At 74.2% G+C, this 16,070-nt stretch carries 16 protein-coding genes; 13 read left to right on the top strand and 3 right to left on the bottom strand.

Annotated features, from left to right (window positions below; genetic code table 11):
• Window positions 1-3 precede the first annotated feature (3 nt).
• From cobN to cobJ, 5 genes are read left to right on the top strand one after another with little or no spacing between them, the layout of a single operon-like run.
• A complete protein-coding gene (gene cobN / locus C4T42_RS19940; RefSeq protein ID WP_103985732.1) occupies window positions 4-3,333 on the top strand; it encodes a cobaltochelatase subunit CobN in 3,330 nt (1,109 codons plus the stop codon).
• A complete protein-coding gene (cobG, locus tag C4T42_RS19935; protein WP_103985731.1) occupies window positions 3,330-4,667 on the top strand; it encodes a precorrin-3B synthase in 1,338 nt (445 codons plus the stop codon). Before cobN ends, cobG begins: the two co-directional genes overlap by 4 nt.
• On the top strand, window positions 4,664-5,356 hold the full coding sequence (locus tag C4T42_RS19930) for a precorrin-8X methylmutase (RefSeq protein ID WP_280177397.1): 693 nt from the start codon (window positions 4,664-4,666) through the stop codon (window positions 5,354-5,356). The genes cobG and C4T42_RS19930 overlap by 4 nt, the downstream gene beginning before the upstream one ends.
• On the top strand, window positions 5,356-6,135 hold the full coding sequence (locus C4T42_RS19925; protein WP_103985730.1) for a precorrin-2 C(20)-methyltransferase: 780 nt from the start codon (window positions 5,356-5,358) through the stop codon (window positions 6,133-6,135). The genes C4T42_RS19930 and C4T42_RS19925 overlap by 1 nt, the downstream gene beginning before the upstream one ends.
• Window positions 6,132-6,893, top strand: a complete 762-nt coding sequence (gene cobJ / locus C4T42_RS19920; protein ID WP_103985729.1) for a precorrin-3B C(17)-methyltransferase — start codon at window positions 6,132-6,134, stop codon at window positions 6,891-6,893. The genes C4T42_RS19925 and cobJ overlap by 4 nt, the downstream gene beginning before the upstream one ends.
• Here cobJ and C4T42_RS19915 read toward each other — a convergent pair.
• A complete protein-coding gene (locus C4T42_RS19915; RefSeq protein ID WP_103985728.1) occupies window positions 6,860-7,672 on the bottom strand; it encodes a cobalt-precorrin-6A reductase in 813 nt (270 codons plus the stop codon). The genes cobJ and C4T42_RS19915 overlap by 34 nt on opposite strands.
• On the opposite strand from C4T42_RS19915, the gene cbiE reads away from it, so the two are divergent.
• Genes cbiE through C4T42_RS19895 form a run of 4 tightly spaced genes read left to right on the top strand, consistent with a single transcriptional unit; the run spans window position 7,671 to window position 11,381 of the window.
• Window positions 7,671-8,891, top strand: coding sequence for a precorrin-6y C5,15-methyltransferase (decarboxylating) subunit CbiE (cbiE, locus tag C4T42_RS19910; RefSeq protein WP_103985727.1), 1,221 nt, complete (start codon window positions 7,671-7,673; stop codon window positions 8,889-8,891). The two genes, C4T42_RS19915 and cbiE, sit on opposite strands and share 2 nt — an antisense overlap.
• On the top strand, window positions 8,888-9,292 hold the full coding sequence (locus C4T42_RS19905) for a cobalamin biosynthesis protein (RefSeq protein ID WP_234082293.1): 405 nt from the start codon (window positions 8,888-8,890) through the stop codon (window positions 9,290-9,292). The genes cbiE and C4T42_RS19905 overlap by 4 nt, the downstream gene beginning before the upstream one ends.
• Window positions 9,289-10,065: a precorrin-4 C(11)-methyltransferase gene (cobM, locus tag C4T42_RS19900; protein WP_020094640.1), complete on the top strand. Its 777-nt coding sequence runs from the start codon at window positions 9,289-9,291 to the stop codon at window positions 10,063-10,065. The genes C4T42_RS19905 and cobM overlap by 4 nt, the downstream gene beginning before the upstream one ends.
• Window positions 10,062-11,381, top strand: coding sequence for a cobyrinate a,c-diamide synthase (locus C4T42_RS19895; RefSeq protein WP_020094641.1), 1,320 nt, complete (start codon window positions 10,062-10,064; stop codon window positions 11,379-11,381). Before cobM ends, C4T42_RS19895 begins: the two co-directional genes overlap by 4 nt.
• A 60-nt stretch (window positions 11,382-11,441) precedes the next feature.
• Here the strand turns inward: C4T42_RS19895 and C4T42_RS19890 are convergent, their stop codons facing one another.
• Window positions 11,442-11,879 (bottom strand): helix-turn-helix transcriptional regulator, encoded by a 438-nt coding sequence (locus C4T42_RS19890; protein ID WP_020094642.1) that lies wholly within the window; start codon window positions 11,877-11,879, stop codon window positions 11,442-11,444.
• A gap of 355 nt (window positions 11,880-12,234) precedes the next feature.
• On the opposite strand from C4T42_RS19890, the gene C4T42_RS19885 reads away from it, so the two are divergent.
• The gene (locus C4T42_RS19885; RefSeq protein ID WP_042672224.1) at window positions 12,235-12,582 is read left to right on the top strand and encodes an antibiotic biosynthesis monooxygenase; all 348 of its coding nucleotides are present in this window, start codon (window positions 12,235-12,237) and stop codon (window positions 12,580-12,582) included.
• 335 nt (window positions 12,583-12,917) lie between these two features.
• Window positions 12,918-14,423: an undecaprenyl-phosphate glucose phosphotransferase gene (locus C4T42_RS19880; protein ID WP_103985726.1), complete on the top strand. Its 1,506-nt coding sequence runs from the start codon at window positions 12,918-12,920 to the stop codon at window positions 14,421-14,423.
• 80 nt (window positions 14,424-14,503) lie between these two features.
• Here C4T42_RS19880 and C4T42_RS19875 read toward each other — a convergent pair whose 3' ends face one another.
• Complete coding sequence (locus C4T42_RS19875) at window positions 14,504-14,989, bottom strand: transcriptional repressor (protein WP_103985725.1); 486 nt, start codon at window positions 14,987-14,989, stop codon at window positions 14,504-14,506.
• Between the two features lie 124 nt (window positions 14,990-15,113).
• Here C4T42_RS19875 and C4T42_RS32755 point away from each other — a divergent pair, with 124 nt between their 5' ends.
• Window positions 15,114-15,248, top strand: coding sequence for a hypothetical protein (locus tag C4T42_RS32755; protein ID WP_020094646.1), 135 nt, complete (start codon window positions 15,114-15,116; stop codon window positions 15,246-15,248).
• A complete protein-coding gene (locus C4T42_RS19870) occupies window positions 15,245-16,042 on the top strand; it encodes an ABC transporter ATP-binding protein (protein WP_103985724.1) in 798 nt (265 codons plus the stop codon). Before C4T42_RS32755 ends, C4T42_RS19870 begins: the two co-directional genes overlap by 4 nt.
• Window positions 16,043-16,070: the final 28 nt, after the last annotated feature.

The raw sequence follows: 16,070 nt of genomic DNA, 5'->3' as shown, positions 1-16,070 counted from the left end.
GCGGTGCACCTCGTGCGCATCGATTCCGTCTCCCTCGACGAGGGCGAGGCGGCCGTGGATCTCGGGCAGGAGCCCGGCGACCTCGTGGTGCTGTCCTTCACCGACAGCGACCTCGCGTCGGTCGGGCAGACCCACGCCGCGGAGCCCGGCCTGCCGAGCCTGCGGCTCGCGAAGCTCGCCAGGCTGCGGCACCCGCTCTCGGTCGACCTCTACGTCGAGCGCGTCGTGGCGCGCGCCAAGGTCGTGGTGATCCGCTGCCTGGGCGGCCTCGATTACTGGCGCTACGGGATCGAGCGCTGCGCCGAGGCCGCGCGGGCGCACGGCGTCGTCCTCGCGGTCCTGCCGGGCGACGACCGGCCGGATCCGCGCCTCGCCGCCTTCTCCACCGATCCCGACCTCGCCGGGCAGCTCGACGCCTATTTCCGGGCTGGCGGCCCCGACAATTTGCGGCGGATGCTGCGGCGCCTGGCGATTCGCCTGGGCGCCGACGGACCGGTCGAGCCGCCCGTGCCGCTCCCGCGCGGCTTTCCCTGGTGCCCCGGCTGCGGAGTTCTTCCCCTCGAGGCAGCCCTCGCCGCGGCCGCGACCGCGGTCCCGCTCGCCGGAGCGCGCAGCGCGGCGGAACCCGTCGCGCTCCTGCTGATCTACCGCTCCGCCGTGCTCGGCGGCGACACCGGCCCGTTCGTCGCCCTCGCCGCCGCCCTGCGGGCGCGCGGGATCGGCGTGCTCCCGATGGCCGTGTCGAGCCTGAAGGAGCCGCAGGCCGCCGCCGCGGTCGCCGCGGGCGTGCGCGCGCGCAGGCCCGATCTCGTGATCGCCGCCACCGCCTTCTCGGCCCGCGAGGACGAGACCGGCTTCGTGCTCGACGGCGGCGACTGCCCGGTGCTGCAGGCCTTCACGGTCGGGTCGCCCCGCGCGGCCTGGGAGGCCTCCGCCCGCGGTCTCGGCGCGGCCGATCTCGCCATGCAGGTCGCGCTACCGGAATTCGACGGCCGGCTCTCGGGCTTCCCGATCTCGTTCAAGGAGGAGAGCGCCGAGATCGCCGGCTTCGCCGAGCGGCGCGCCGTGCCCTACGAGGCCGGCATCGCCGCGCTCGCCGACCGGGCCGCGGGATGGCTGCGGCTGGCCGCCCTGCCCCGGGCGGCGCGGCGCGTCGCCCTGGTCCTGTCCGACTATCCCGCCCGCGGCGGCCGGGCCGGGTTCGCGGTCGGCCTCGACACGCCCGCGAGCGCCCGCGCGATCGCCGCCGACCTCGCGGCCGCGGGCTACGCGGCGGGCGCGCTTCCGGAGCCCGGAGCGCTGATGGCGGCGCTCACGGAGGGCCCGGCCGCGTTCCGGGTGCCGCTCGCGGCCTACGCGGCGTGGTGGCGCACGCTCTCCGAGGACGTCCGCGCCGCCGTGACCGACAGCTGGGGCGAGGCCGAGGCGGACCCGGCCTGCGTCGACGGCGCCTTCCGGTTCCGAATGGTCCGGGACGGCGGCCTCGCGGTCTTCCTCCAGCCCGACCGCGGCCGCGACCCCGATCGCAAGACCGGCTACCACGACCTCGACCGCGCCCCGACCCACGCCTACCTAGCCTTCCATCTCGGCCTGCGGCAGCAATTCGACGCCCTGGTGCAGCTCGGCACGCACGGCACCGCGGAGTGGCTGCCGGGCAAGGCCGTCGCCCTGTCACCCGACTGCTTCCCGGCGCTCTGCGTCGGCGGGCTGCCGGTGATCTACCCGTTCATCGTCGACGACCCGGGTGAGGCCGCGCCGCTCAAGCGCCGCCTGGGCGGGGTCGCGCTCGGGCACCTCACGCCCGACACCGCCGTTCACGCGCTGACGCCCGAGGCGGCCCGCCTCCGCGAGCTGGTGGAGGAGTATTCCGCCGCCAGCGTGCTCGACCCCCGCCGCGCCGACCTCATCGCCCGCGCCATCCTGGAGGAGGCTGCGGCGTCCGGACTGCTGGACGGTGCCGGGATCGGCCCGGACACGCCGATGGACGAGGCGCTGACGCGGCTCGACGCCCATCTCTGCGATCTCGGCGAGACCGTCTTCCGGGACGGCCTGCACGTCTTCGCCCGCGCCCCGGACGGGGCCGCGGACGCCGTCGCGGCGAGCGCGGACTCCGAGCGGACCGGCCTGCTCGCGGCCCTCGACGGGCGGTTCGTCCGGCCGGGCCCCTCGGGCTCGCCGTCGCGCGGGCGGGCCGACGTGCTCCCGACCGGGCGCAACCTCGCGACCCTCGACCCGCGGGCCATCCCGAGCCGCGCCGCCGCACTCCTCGGCGAGAAGGCCGCCGCCGCCGTGGTGACCCGCTACCTCCAGGACGAGGGCGCCTATCCGGCCCGGATCGTCATGGATCTCTGGGCCTCGCCGACCCTGCGCACCGGTGGCGAGGACGTGGCCCACGCCCTGGCCCTGATGGGCGTCCGGCCAGTCTGGGACCATGCCAGCACCCGCGTCACCGGCTTCGAGATCCTGCCCCTCGCCATGCTGGACCGGCCGCGGATCGACGTCACCGTCCGCGTCTCCGGCGCGTTCCGCGACACCTTCCCCGACACGCTGGCGCTGCTCGACCGCGCCGCCCGCGCCGTGGCGGACCGGGACGAGGCCGACGACGAGAATCCCCTCGCGGCGGCGCGCCGGCGGGGCGACGCGTCGGTGCGCGTCTACGGGGCCGCGCCCGGCCGCTACGGCGCCGGCACCGCCGCCACGGCCCTCGACGGCGCGTGGGACGACCGCGACGAACTCGGCCGCGCCTACCTCGCCGCCAGCGGCCACGCCTACGGCGACCGCGAGGGGCCTGACGCCGATTTCGCCGCCCGCGTCGCGGCCGCCGACGCCTATCTCCACGCCTTCGACGTGGCCGAGCGCGACCTGTTCGACGGCGACGCCGCCGTCGACGCGATGGGCGGTTTCGCGGCGGCCGCGGCCCTGGAGGGGGTGAAGCCCGCCCTCTACAGCCTCGACGTGTCGGTGCCGGAACGGCCGAAGGCGCGGACGGCCCGCGAGGACGCTGCCCGGCTGATCCGCGGGCGCCTCGCCGATCCCCGCTGGATCGCGGCCCAGCTGCGCCACGGTTACCGGGGCGCGCAGGAACTCGCCCAGGGGCTCGACGCGGTCTTCGTCCTGGCCGCCGCGAGCGACGCGGTGACAAATGCGGGCTTCGAGGCGCTGTACGCGGCCTGGATCGCCGATGCCGAGGTCTTCGAGCGTCTGCGCGCCGCCAATCCCGCCGCGGCCCGCGCGATCCTGGAGCGGTTCGACGAGGCGCGGGACCGCGGCCTGTGGCACAGCCGGCGCAACGCTCTCCCGGCCGACGCCCTGATGCGCGAGGCCGCCGAGTGAGCGCGACCCCGCATCGGCGCGTCCTGCCCGAGGCGCCCGCCCGCCGGGGCTGGTGCCCCGGTCTGGCGCGGCCCATGCCGACGGGCGACGGCCTGCTCGCGCGGGTCCATCCGCCGCTCGGGATCCTGACGCTCGATCAGGCCCGCGCCGTGGCCGAGGGCGCGCGGCTTTTCGGAAACGGGCACCTGGATCTCACCGCCCGGGCCAATCTCCAGATCCGCGGCGTCTCCGAGGCGACGCGCGCGCCGCTGGCAGCCTGGCTCGCGGCCCGGGGCCTCGGCGACGTGCGCGCCGACGGCGGCCCCCAGCGCCTGACGCTCACGAGCCCCCTGGCCGGCCACGACCCGGACGAGACGATCGACGTGCCTGTCCTCGCCCGGGCGATCGAGACCGCTGGGCTCGCGATCCCAGGGTTGCCGGCAAAGACCCTGGTCGTCGTCGAGGGCCGCGCCGGCCGAGCGCTGCCAGAGGCGGATCTCTCCGTCGTCGCCGAGGGGCCTGGCCGCGTCGCGCTCACGGTCGCATACGGTGAGACCCAGCGGACGCTCCTGACCTGCGCGGAGGACGCGGCGCCGGGCCACGTGGCAACCCTGCTCGGCAGCTTCGCGCGGACCGGCCGGCGCCGGATGCGCGACCTGTCGGACGGCGAACTGACCGCGCTGACCGAGTTGCTTCCGGCAGAAACACCCATCGACGAACCGGCGCAGGCTCACCGGGGCTTCGCTCCGGAACGGGAGCCGGCGCGTCCGGCGGGCGGACGCGGCCTCCGGAGCGTCGCCGTCGACGCGCCCTTCGGTCGCTGCACCGCCGACGCCCTCGACCGGATCGCCGCCGCGGCGGCGGCGCTCGGCGCGAACGAGATCCGCCTCTCCCCCACGCGCGGATTCGTGATGCTGGTGCCGATTTCGAGCTCGGCTGCGGCTGCAACGGCGGCGCTCGCGGTGGAGTTCATCGTCGTCCCCGACGATCCACGGCGCGCGATCGCGGCCTGCACGGGGGCGCCGGGCTGCGCCTCAGGATCGACCCCCACGCTGGCGGACGCGGCGCGCCTCGCGGCGGCGTTCGGCACCCTGGCGGCCGCGGGCCATACTGCGCACGTCTCGGGCTGCGCCAAGGGCTGCGCGCGGCCGGGCCCGGCCGACCTGACCCTCGTCGGCCGCGATGGCCTCTACGGCGTGGTGATCGGGGGTGCGCCCGGCGATGAGCCGGCGATGGATCTCCCTATCGAGGCGGTGCTGGAGCGGCTAGGAAGGGCCGAGACCGACGGGCTCTCCGCCGCCTTCGCGCCGGAGACCGCCCCTTCAGAATGCGGGAGGACCAGGAGACCGGCATGAGCGCGAGCCAGAACGCCCTGCGCCAGACAGGATCGGAGCCGGCCGCGGCCCACGAGTCCCCGTCCCGCTACGACTACATCCGCGACGGCGGCGCGATCTACGCGCGCTCCTTCGCGATGATCCGCGCCGAGTCCGCTCTCGGGCGCTGGTCGGGCGCCGCCGAGCGCGTCGTCGTGCGCATGATCCACGCCTGCGGGATGACCGACCTGCCGGCCGACGTGGAGATGGCGCCCGGTTTCGCCGAGGCCGGCGTCGCGGCCTTGCAGGCCGGCGCGCCGATCCTGTGCGACGTCCGCATGGTCGCCGACGGCGTCACCCGAGCCCGCCTGCCGGCCGGCAACGAGGTGATCTGCACCCTGGGCGACCCGCGCGTGCCGGACCTCGCCAAGAGCCTCGGCACGACCCGCTCCGCGGCCGCCATGGAGCTGTGGCGGGAGCATCTCCCGGGCAGCGTCGTGGCGGTGGGCAACGCCCCGACCGCCCTGTTCCGCCTCTTGGAGCTGCTCGATGCCGGCGTGGCACCGCCCGCCGCGGTGATCGGCATTCCGGTCGGCTTCGTCGGCGCGGCGGAGTCGAAGGAGGCCCTGGCGCGGGACGGCCGTGTGCCGTTCGTGGTCGTGCACGGGCGGCGCGGCGGCAGCGCCATGACGGCCGCGGCGGTCAACGCGCTCGCCAGCGAGGTCGAGTGATGGATGGTTTCGAGCGCCTCGACGGCCCGACCGAGGAAATTCCCGCGGCCGCGGTGACGGGCACGCTCTACGGCGTCGGGATGGGCCCCGGCGATCCGGAGCTCCTGACCGTGAAGGCGCAGCGCATCCTGATGCGCGCGCCCGTGCTGGTGCATTTTTGCAAGCGCGGCCGACGGGGCAACGCCCGTACCATCGCGGACGCGATCCTGCGCGACCCGGCCCGCGAGATGGCCCTCGCCTATCCCTACACGACCGAGATCCATCCCGAGCACCCGGACTACGTCGCGGCGCTGGCCGGATTCTACGACGAGGCGGCCGGGCAGCTCGCCGATCACCTGGGCGCCGGGCGCGACGTCGCGATCCTGTCGGAGGGCGATCCGTTCTTCTACGGCTCGTTCATGCACCTCTGGCGGCGCCTGAAGGACCGGTTCCCCGTGGAGGTGGTTCCGGGCGTCACCGGCATGTCGGGCTGCTGGACCCGCGCCGGCACGCCGATCACCTGGGGCGACGACGTCCTCACCGTCCTGCCGGCGACCCTGTCGCTCGACGCGTTGACCGAGCGCCTGCGCGGCACGGACGCGGCCGTGGTGATGAAGCTCGGGCGGCACCTGCCGAAGGTCAAGGCCGCCCTGTCGGCTTCCGGGCTGCTCGCGCGCGCGGTCTACGTGGAGCGCGGCACGATGGCGGGCGAGCGCGTCGTGATGCTGGCCGACAAGGCCGACGACGACGCCCCCTATTTCTCCATGGTGCTCCTGCCCGGAGAGGGCCGCCGGCCGTGAGCGGGATCCTCACCGTCGTCGGCCTCGGGCCGGGCGACGCGGCCCTGCTGACCGAGTCGGCCCGCCGGGCACTCGACGCGGCGGAGGACGTCGTCGGCTACTTCCCGTACGTGGCGCGCGTGCCCGAGCGGCCCGGCCTCGTCCGGCACGCCAGCGACAACCGGGTGGAGGTCGACCGGGCGCGCCACGCGCTGCAGCTCGCCGCCTCTGGGCGCCGGGTCGCGGTCGTCTCCGGCGGCGATCCCGGCGTCTTCGCCATGGCGGCGGCGGTGTTCGAGGCGGTCGAGTATGGCGAGCCCGGCTGGCGCGACCTCGCCATCACGGTGGAGCCGGGCATCACCGCGATGCTCGCCGCCGCGGCCCGGCTCGGCGCCCCGCTCGGCGGCGACTTCTGCGCGCTCTCGCTCTCGGACAACCTGAAACCCTGGCCGGTCGTGACCGCGCGGCTGGAGGCGGTGCTGCGCGCGGATTTCGTGGTGGCGCTCTACAACCCGATCTCCACCGCCCGGCCCTGGCAGCTCGGGGCGGCGCTGGAGATCGCGGCCGGGATCCGCGCGCCCGAGACGCCGGTGATGTTCGCCCGCGCCGTAAGCCGGCCGGACGAGGCGATCCGCGTCGCGACCCTCGCCGAGGCGCCCGCGGTGCCGGCCGACATGGCCACGATGGTGATCCTGGGCGCCTCGACGACGCGGCTGATCCCGCGCGCGGGCCGGGCACCCTTCGTCTACACCGCCCGCAAGGTCGAGGGACCGGCGTGATCGCCCGCGTCCAGCCAGCGGCGCGCGCCCGCGGCGTCCGCGACGCTCGGCACCTCGGGCTTGCCCGGCCGCCGCACCATCACCACCGGGATGCCGAGGTCGCGCGCCGCCGCGATCTTGCCGTAGGTCGCCGCGCCGCCCGCGTTCTTGCTGACCACGATCTCGATCCGGCTCGCCCGCATCAGGGCCGTCTCGGACGCGGCGTCGAACGGTCCCCGCGCCTCCAGGGCGGTCAGATGCGGCACCGGCAGGATCGCGCCCAGCGGCTCGACCGTCCGCGCCAGATAGCTGTGCTGCGGCGCCGCCGCGAAGACCCCGGCTTCCTGCCGCCCGATCGTCAGGAACACGCACCGGGGTTCCGGGCCGAGAGCGGCGACCGCCTCCTCCATCCCGTCGACCTCGATCCATTCGTCGCCGGGCTCGCGGTTCCAAGCCGGCCTGCGGATCGCGAGCAGCGGCACCCCCGTCAGGGCCGCCGCGCGCGCGGCGTTGGCCGACATCCGCGCGGCGAACGGGTGGGTCGCGTCGATCAGGCGGGTGATCGCCTCGGCCTCCAGGTAGCGGGCGAGCCCCTCGGCGCCGTCGAAGCCGCCGATCCGCGTCGGCACCGGCTCGGGCTTCGGCGCCGCCGTCCGGCCCGCCAGCGAGAGGGTCACGGCGCGATCCGCCTGCCCCGCGAGCGACCGCACCAGGGCGCTCGCCTCGCCGGTCCCGCCGAGGATCAGGATCCGCATCGTGCCGGTGATCGGGGGCGGCGTGTTCATGGGCGCCTTGTCCATGATCGCTGACTCGCTGTCGAGCGCCCCGTGGCTGTCGATCGTCGGGATCGGCGAGGACGGTCGGGCCGGGCTGACGCCGTCCGCCGCCGCCGCGCTCGACGCCGCCCGTGTGGTCTATGGCGGCCGGCGCCACCTCGCCCTCGCCGGGCCGCTCGACGCGGAGACGCGGCCCTGGCCGAGCCCGATCCACGAGGCCTATCCCGAGATCCTGGCGCGGCGCGGCCGGCCGACCTGCATCCTCGCCACGGGCGACCCGTTCCACTACGGCATCGGCGCCGAGATCGCCCGGCTGGTGCCGGCGGACGAGATCCGCGCCTTCCCGCAGCCTTCGGCCTTCAGCCTCGCCTGCGCCCGGGTCGGCTGGCCGCTCGCCGAGTGCGCCCTGGTCACGCTCCACGGTCGCGCACTGACCCGGATCGTCCCGCATCTCCAGCCGGGTGCGCGGCTCCTCGTCCTGTCGTGGGACGGCACGACGCCCGGCGCCCTCGCCGCCCTGCTGCGCGACCGGGGCTTCGGCGCGTCGACGCTGACGGTGCTGGAGGCGATGGGCGGGCCGCGCGAGCGCGTCCGCACGCTCCGCGCCGACGCGTTCGACGGCGCCGACTTCGATCCGCTGAACACGGTGGCGCTCGCGGTGGCGGGTGCCGGCCGCGCCCTGCCCCTCGCGCCAGGCCTCGACGACGACCTGTTTGAGAATGACGGGCAGCTGACCAAGTCCGAGATCCGGGCCCTGACCCTGTCGGCGCTGCGCCCGCATCCGGGACAGCATCTCTGGGATGTCGGTGCGGGCGCCGGCTCGATCGCGATCGAGTGGATGCTGCGCCACCCGAGCCTGCGCGCCACCGCGATCGAGGGGAGGCCGGACCGCGTCGAGCGGATCCGCCGCAACGCCGTCGCGCTCGGCGCCCCGGACCTCGCCGTCGTCGCCGGCACGGCGCCGGGCGCGCTCGCCGGCCTGCCCGCGCCGAACGCGGTTTTCATCGGCGGCGGCGTCTCGGAGCCGGGGGTCCTCGCGACCGTGCTGGCGGCGCTGCCGGGCGGCGGTCGCTGCGTCGCCAACGCCGTGACCCTCGAGGGCGAGGCCGCGCTGCTCGCGGCCTTCGCGGCGCATGGCGGGAGCCTGCGCCGCTACGGCGTGGAGCGGGCGAGCCCGGTCGGGGGAATGCACGGCTGGCGCCCGGCCATGACGGTGATCCAGTGGGCCTGGACCAAGCCGTGACCGGAGCGCTGGTCGCCGGCATCGGGTTCCGCCGGGGCACCGAGGCCGAGGAGATCGCGGAGTTGATCGAGCGCGCTCTCGTCCTGGTCGGCGCCGCGCGGTCGAGCCTCGCGGCCGTGGCCACGGCTGACGACCGGGCGTCGGACCCGGCGATCCGCGCGGCGACGGCCCGGTTCGGCCTGGCACCGCATTCCATCGCCGCCGCCGCGCTGGAGGCCCGCGACGCCGAGGTCGTCACCCGCTCGGCGCGGATCGAGCGCCTGCGCGGCGTCGGCTCGCTGGCCGAGGCGGCGGCCCTCGCCGGCGCCGGGCCCCGGAGCCGCCTCGCCCTACCCCGGATCGCGAGCGGCGGCGCCACTTGCGCCCTGGCTGTCCGATACGACACGACACGGGAACCATGACCGTCCACTTCATCGGCGCCGGCCCCGGCGCGGCCGACCTGATCACGGTGCGCGGGCGCGACCGCATCGCCGCCTGTCCCGTCTGCCTCTACGCCGGGTCGCTCGTCGCACCCGAGATCCTGGGCTGGTGCCCGCCCGGTGCCCGGATCGTCGACACGGCGCCCCTCGACCTCGACGCCATCCTGGCGGAGATCCGTTCGGCGCACGCGGCCGGCCAGGACGTGGCGCGCCTGCATTCCGGCGACCTGTCGATCTGGAGCGCCCTGGCCGAGCAGATGCGCCGGCTCGACGCGCTGGCCATTCCCTACACGGTGACGCCGGGTGTCCCCGCCTTCGCGGCCGCGGCCGCGCTGCTGCGCCGGGAGCTGACGGTCCCGGGCGTGGCCCAGACCGTGGTCCTGACCCGCACCTCCGGGCGGGCGAGCGCCATGCCCGAGCGGGAGACGCTGGCGGCCTACGCGGCCACCGGCGCGACCCTGGCGATTCACCTGTCGATCCACGTCGTCGAGGCCGTCGCCGCCGAGCTGATCCCCTTCTACGGCCCGTCTTGCCCGGCGGCGGCGGTGTTCCGAGCCTCCTGGCCGGACGAGCGGGCGCTCGTGGGCGATCTCGCCGCGCTGCCCGGGCTCGTCGCGGAGGCCGGTCTGGAGCGCACCGCCCTGATCCTGGTCGGACCGGCGCTGGGCGCCGCGGAGTTCCGCGAGAGCGCCCTCTACGCGCCCGACTACGACCGGCGCTACCGGCCGGGCGGCACGGTGGGGTCGCGGTCGTGAGTGCCCCCGGCCTCCTCGTCGCGGCGCCGCGCTCCAGCTCCGGCAAGACGACCGTCGCCCTCGCGCTCATGCGCGCCCTCACCCGGCGCGGCCTGCGGGTGCGCGGCGCGAAGTGCGGCCCGGACTACATCGATCCGGCCTTCCACCAGGCCGCGACCGGCCATCCGAGCTTCAACCTCGACAGCTTCGCCATGGCGCCGCCGCTCCTCGACGCGCTGGCGGGCGCGACGGCGGCGGCGGCCGATCTGCTGATCGCCGAGGGGTCCATGGGCCTGTTCGACGGCGTCCGGGCGGCCGAGAACCGCACCGGGGCGAATGCCGACATCGCCGCGCGCTACGGCTGGCCGGTGGTGCTCGTGGTGGACGTGTCGGGCGCGGCGCAATCGGCGGCCGCCGTGGCGCTCGGCTGCAAGCTCTACGATCCCCGCATCCGGATCGCCGGCGTGATCCTCAACAAGGTGGCGAGCGCCCGTCACCGGCGCCTCGTCGAAGCCGGCATGGAGCGCGCGGGGCTGCCGGTGCTCGGCGCGCTGATGCGCGACGCGCAGCTCGTCCTGCCCGAGCGCCACCTGGGGCTCGTGCAGGCCGGCGAGACCGCGGATCTCGCCGCGCGCCTCGACAGGCTCGCCGACCTCGCGGAGGCGGGCATCGACCTCGACGCCGTGACGGCCTGCGCGAGCGGCACCGTACCGCCCTCCGGTGGCCGCCTGCCCCGGCCGCCCGGACAGCGCGTGGCGGTCGCCCGGGACGCGGCGTTCAGCTTCCTCTACCCGCATCTTGAGACCGGGTGGCGGATGGCCGGCGCCGAGCTCGTGCCGTTCTCGCCCTTGGCCGACGAGGGACCGCCCGAGGATTGCGACGTCTGCTGGCTGCCGGGCGGCTATCCGGAACTGCACGCGGGCCCGATCGCCGGCGCGACCCGCTTCCTGGACAGGCTGCGCCGCTTCGCGCGGACCCGGCCGGTCCACGGGGAGTGCGGCGGCTACATGGTCCTGGGCGAGACGTTGCAGGATGCCGACGGAGCAACCCATGCCATGGCCGGACTGCTGCCGGTCGCGACCTCGTATCACCGGCGCAAGCTGCATCTCGGCTATCGCGTCGCGCGGCTCTGCGAATCCGGCCTGCTCGGCGCCGCGGGCACGCGCCTTGTCGGCCACGAATTCCACTACGCCAGCGAGCTCTCGCCGATCGCGCCGGAGGAAACGGCGCTCGCCCGCGTGACGGATGCCGAAGGTGTCGATCTGGGACTGGCCGGCCACCGGGTTGGACCCGTCACCGGCAGCTTCTTCCACCTGATCGCGACCGATCCGCCGTGACGCCGGGCTCGGCGCAGCCGCTTCGAAGGTCCCCGAGGTGAAGCCTGTTTCGCGCGCCGGTCAGGCCGGATCCGTCGTCGGCGCGGTTGCGCCGCGGTTCTGCGCGAGTCGCGCGGCGCTGCGGACCAGCGCGAGCACGTCGCGGCGCATCTGCTCGTCCTCGATCTGGGCGTAGGCGCGCAGCAGCTCGATGGCGCCGTGGGCGCTGAGGAAGCCGAACACGTCCTCCTGCGCGTTCTCGCGCGGCTCGTTCTCCTCGAAGAACGCGGAGACCGGAACCTCGAGGAGGCGCGCGATCTCGCGCAGCCGGCCGGCCCCGACCCGGTTCTGGCCCTTCTCGTATTTCTGAACCTGCTGGAAGGTCACGCCGACCGCGTTGCCCAGCGCGGTCTGGCTCATGCCGCGAGCCTTGCGCAGCGCTGTGATCCGGATGCCGACGAGGCGATCGACGTCCGTCGTCTGCTTCGGCATCGTCTGGCCGGAGGAATCCTTGTCCATGGCGTGGGCTGCATCCTCCTGCGGACGGGGTGTCTTCGCCTCGCTGTCGCGCCGCTTCACCGTCCGCCCCTTAGTCGCATGTCCTGCACGCCAGGTTGCCGGTACTCCGTGCCGATGTCCGGCTATAGCCCTGATCCCGACACAGGTGAACCGGGGCGCAGTAGGACACCAAGTTGTCAAGCTTCGCAAGTCGAAGGTTACATCTTCTAGTTTAAGCCCACACATCTTTGCAACATTGTTGCTCAAATGTCGACGTGGAGGTCAGGGCTGCTTTCGAGGTGCGCCTTGTCGCCGCGCGGCGGCACCCCTTAGGACCACAGGGGCATGTAGGTTCGGTACCGCGCAGGAGGCACGCATGTTCATCGCGATGAATCGCTTCAAGGTCGTTAAGGACGCGACGGCGGATTTCGAGGCCGTCTGGCTCGGGCGCGACAGCCACCTCGGCGAGATGCCGGGCTTCGTCGAGTTTCACCTGCTGCGCGGCCCCGAGCACGAGGACCACGTGCTCTACGCCTCGCACACGATCTGGCGATCGCGTGCCGATTTCGAGGCCTGGACCCGGTCCGAGCAGTTCCGCAAGGCGCATGGCCGCGTGCCCTCGACCAAGCCCCTGTATCTCGGCCACCCCCAATTCGAGGGTTTCGAGACGATCCAGACGGTCGGCGGGACGGCCGATGCGCGCCAGGACGCGGACGCCGTCTGAACGCGGCGGACCCCGGCCGCCCTTCGGCCGGGGTCATTCGAGGCGCCGATCCGGTTGAAACCGCGATGAAAGAAACTCGCGTGAATTGAAATAGCTCCGGCGAAAACGGTCCCCCGTCAAACCTCGCGACGGCCGGCTGCGCCGAACAGTCACTCAGCATTAACTATGTATTGCCTCCTCCGGAAGCAGGCCCTAAGTCGCAGCGCTCATCCGCGACTGCGATCGTGAACCCGCCGGGCCCGCGGCTTGCTCCGTGACCGTCACCAGGCGGCGCTGAAACCTTTCGTGTCTCAGACTGGTACAGAGTCCGACTAAGACGGGACGTTGCGGGTCAGATGTTTCACGATCGGCTTCCGGAGACGTTTCAGGCGCTGCCGACCTCGGCGGAGCGCCGCCGCAATGTGTGGTCGGCCCTGCTGCCGCGCCGCGGCCGTGCGCTGGCACGCATCGCCCTGTCCATGACTCTCGCCGCCACCGACATCGCGGCGATCGTGGCGGTCACGCTGGGCCTCGAATGCGCCTACCAAGTCCTCGCGCAGGACGGCACGGTGTGGGCGGGTCTCGTCCGCGGCTCGCGGCTGTCGGCGCTGCTGGCGCTGGTGATCGTCGCCACGAACGTCCTGCGCGAGGAGTACAGCCTCGAGAACGTGATGGCGCAGAAGCCGGGCGTCCAGCGGGTGGCCTCGCTTTGGCTGATCGCCTGGGCCGCCGTGCTCGTCGTCAGCTTCATGACGAAGACGACCAACGATTACTCGCGGCTCGTCTCACTCGGGATCTTCGCCGCCGGCCTGCCGGTGCTCATCGCGGCGCGGGCCGCGGTGCGCCGGCTCGTGCGCGAGCGGCTGAGCGCCGGATCGGCCACCGCCAGCCGGATCCACCTCGTGGGCTACGAGGAGGACATCGCGCGCTTCTACGCCGGCAAGGAGGTCGACCAGCTCGGCTCGCGGATCATCGGGACGAGCTACCTGCGGCGGGTCGACCCCGGCGCCGACGCGGCCACGCGCCACGACCAGTTGCAGGAGGATCTCGACCTCGCCGTCTCCGTCGTCCGCTTCCTGCGGCCGGACGACGTCTTCGTGCTGGTGCCCTGGGCCGACACCGCGGAGGTCGAGCGCTGCATCGACGCCTTCCTGCGGGTGCCCTCGGCCCTCCACCTGCGTCCCGGCGCGGTCCTCGACCGGTTCCCGGACCTGCAGGTCGCCCGGGTCGGCGGCGTCTCGGGGATCAACATCGGCCGTCGGCCGCTCAACGTCGGCGAGGTCATGCTGAAGCGCGCCCTCGACCTGACGGTGGCGACCATCGCCCTCGTGTCGCTTTCGCCGCTGCTCGCCGCGATCGCGGTGGCGATCAAGCTCGACAGCCGCGGCCCGGTCTTCTTCCGGCAGAAGCGCTACGGCTTCAACCAGCAGCCGTTCGGCGTCTTCAAGTTCCGGTCGATGCGGGCGGATCCGAACGCCGCCTTCCGGCAGGCGACCCGCAACGACAGCCGCATCACCCGGATCGGCGCGATCCTGCGCCGGACGAACCTCGACGAGCTGCCCCAGCTGATCAACGTCCTGCGCGGAGAGATGTCGCTGGTCGGACCCCGTCCGCACGCGCTGGCGCACGATCGGAGCTTCGAGCGCCGGATCGCCCTCTACGCGCGACGCCACAACGTGAAGCCCGGCATCACCGGCTGGGCCCAGGTCAACGGCTACCGTGGGGAGACGCAGACCGACCTCGCCATGGAGCGGCGCGTTGCCTGCGACCTGCACTACATCGACAACTGGTCGATCTGGTTCGACATCCAGATCATGATCCAGACGGTCGTCTCGCGCCGCGCCTACCAGAACGCGTTCTGACCGCCACCCGGGGTCGCCCGGCGCTCCCGGTTCGCGAGGCGCGCTCGGATGGCCGGGCGGCTCGGCCCGGGCGGGACTCCTCAGGGGGCCTGCTTCCGGCCCCGGCAGGCGCCGCAATCGCCCTCGACCTCCAGGATGCTGTGGGTCGGTGTGAACCCGGCCCGCTCCAGCGTGCGCCCCAGGCTGCCCTCGACCTCCTCCGACGAGGCCTCGTCGACGCCGCCGCAGGTGCGGCAGATCAGGAAGATGACCCCCTCCCCGGGGGCGTGGCCGTGCGCGCAGGGAATGAACGCGTTGCGGCTCGCGATCCGGTGGACCAGACCCTGCTCCATGAGGAAGTCGAGGGCGCGGTAGACCGAGACCGGGGCCACGCGCTTGCCCGGCGCGCTCAGCCGCTCCGCGATGTCGTAGGCGCCCTGAGCCTTGGCGGACTCAGCCACCGCCTCGAGGACCTCCCGGCGCAGGGGCGTGAACTGAAGACCGCGCTCGCGACACAGGGCCTCGGCCCGCGCGAGCATGTCACCGGTGCCGGCGTGGCACGCGTCGTGACCCTCGTGACGGTGCATGATCGCTCCAGACGTGATCCGCAGGTTGTCCCGCGGGTTTGTTACAGTGTATCACCGCCGCCCAGCACCGCACCAGTAGCCCCGCGTGGTGCCCGCGCCGGCGTGAGCGCGCGACGAGGACCCCGTGCCGACCATTCCCAGCCCGAGACACGCGGCGCGGCGATCGCTGTTCCAGAGCGGGATCGGCCTGCGGCTGGCGCTCGCCGCGCTGCTCTCGGCGCTGGTCTGGCTGACCATCGCCTGGGCGCTGGCGACATGAGCACCGCGCGCCCGGATCCGATCCGCCTCGTCGGGCTCACCCTCGGTTACGACCGGCATCCGGCGGTCCACCACCTCGACGGATCCGTGCGGGCCGGCGACCTGCTCGCCCTCGTCGGCCCGAACGGGGCCGGCAAGTCGACGCTCCTCAAGGGCATGGCCGGGGAGATCCGCTGCCTGGACGGCCGCATCGAGCGCGCCGGCGCCCTCGCCTACATGCCGCAGGTCGACGAGATCGACCGGAGCTTCCCGCTCACCGTCATGGATCTCGCCGGCATGGGCCTCTGGCGGCGCGCGGGGGCGTGGCGCAGCCTCACCCGGCGGCGCCCGGCGATCGAGGCGGCGCTGGCCACGGTCGGCCTCGACGGCTTCGCGGCTCGGCCGATCGGCACCCTGTCGGGCGGACAGTTCCGGCGCGCCCTGTTCGCCCGCCTGATCCTGCAGGACTGCCCGGTCGTGCTCCTCGACGAGCCGTTCACCGGGATCGACGCGCGGACGGTCGACGATCTCCTGGCGCTCATCCGCACGTGGCACGGCGAGGGGCGGACCGTGGTCGCGGCCCTCCACGACCTCCAGCAGGTCCGCGCGCATTTCCCGACGACGCTGCTGCTCGCCCGGGAGCCCGTGGCCTGGGGTCCGACCGCGAGGGTCCTGACGTCCGAGAATCTCGCCCGCGCGCGCAACCTGTCCGAGGCCTGGGACGAGGGCGCGGCGATCTGCGCCGGTCCGCGCGCCGTCGCGGCGGCGCACGATCACGGCGGCGCGGACCATCACCACCACGAGGACGCCGCGTGACCGATCCGCTCGGATCCCTGTTCGCGCC

It is taken from the genome of Methylobacterium sp. 190mf (assembly GCF_900107945.1).
In the GTDB taxonomy this organism is placed as follows: Bacteria; Pseudomonadota; Alphaproteobacteria; order Rhizobiales; family Beijerinckiaceae; genus Methylobacterium.
Note: the sequence above shows the minus strand (reverse complement) of the source record. Positions and strands in the feature narration are given on the sequence as shown.

Coding starts and splice junctions, on each gene's coding strand:
- C4T42_RS19930 (WP_280177397.1), top strand. CDS start 4,664: ATGAGCGCGAGCCAGAACGCCCTGCGCCAGACAGGATCGGAGCCGGCC.
- C4T42_RS19925 (WP_103985730.1), top strand. CDS start 5,356: ATGGATGGTTTCGAGCGCCTCGACGGCCCGACCGAGGAAATTCCCGCG.
- cbiE (WP_103985727.1), top strand. CDS start 7,671: ATGATCGCTGACTCGCTGTCGAGCGCCCCGTGGCTGTCGATCGTCGGG.
- C4T42_RS19915 (WP_103985728.1), bottom strand. CDS start 7,672: ATGGACAAGGCGCCCATGAACACGCCGCCCCCGATCACCGGCACGATG.
- cobM (WP_020094640.1), top strand. CDS start 9,289: ATGACCGTCCACTTCATCGGCGCCGGCCCCGGCGCGGCCGACCTGATC.
- C4T42_RS19890 (WP_020094642.1), bottom strand. CDS start 11,879: ATGGACAAGGATTCCTCCGGCCAGACGATGCCGAAGCAGACGACGGAC.
- C4T42_RS19885 (WP_042672224.1), top strand. CDS start 12,235: ATGTTCATCGCGATGAATCGCTTCAAGGTCGTTAAGGACGCGACGGCG.
- C4T42_RS19880 (WP_103985726.1), top strand. CDS start 12,918: ATGTTTCACGATCGGCTTCCGGAGACGTTTCAGGCGCTGCCGACCTCG.
- C4T42_RS19875 (WP_103985725.1), bottom strand. CDS start 14,989: ATGCACCGTCACGAGGGTCACGACGCGTGCCACGCCGGCACCGGTGAC.
- C4T42_RS19870 (WP_103985724.1), top strand. CDS start 15,245: ATGAGCACCGCGCGCCCGGATCCGATCCGCCTCGTCGGGCTCACCCTC.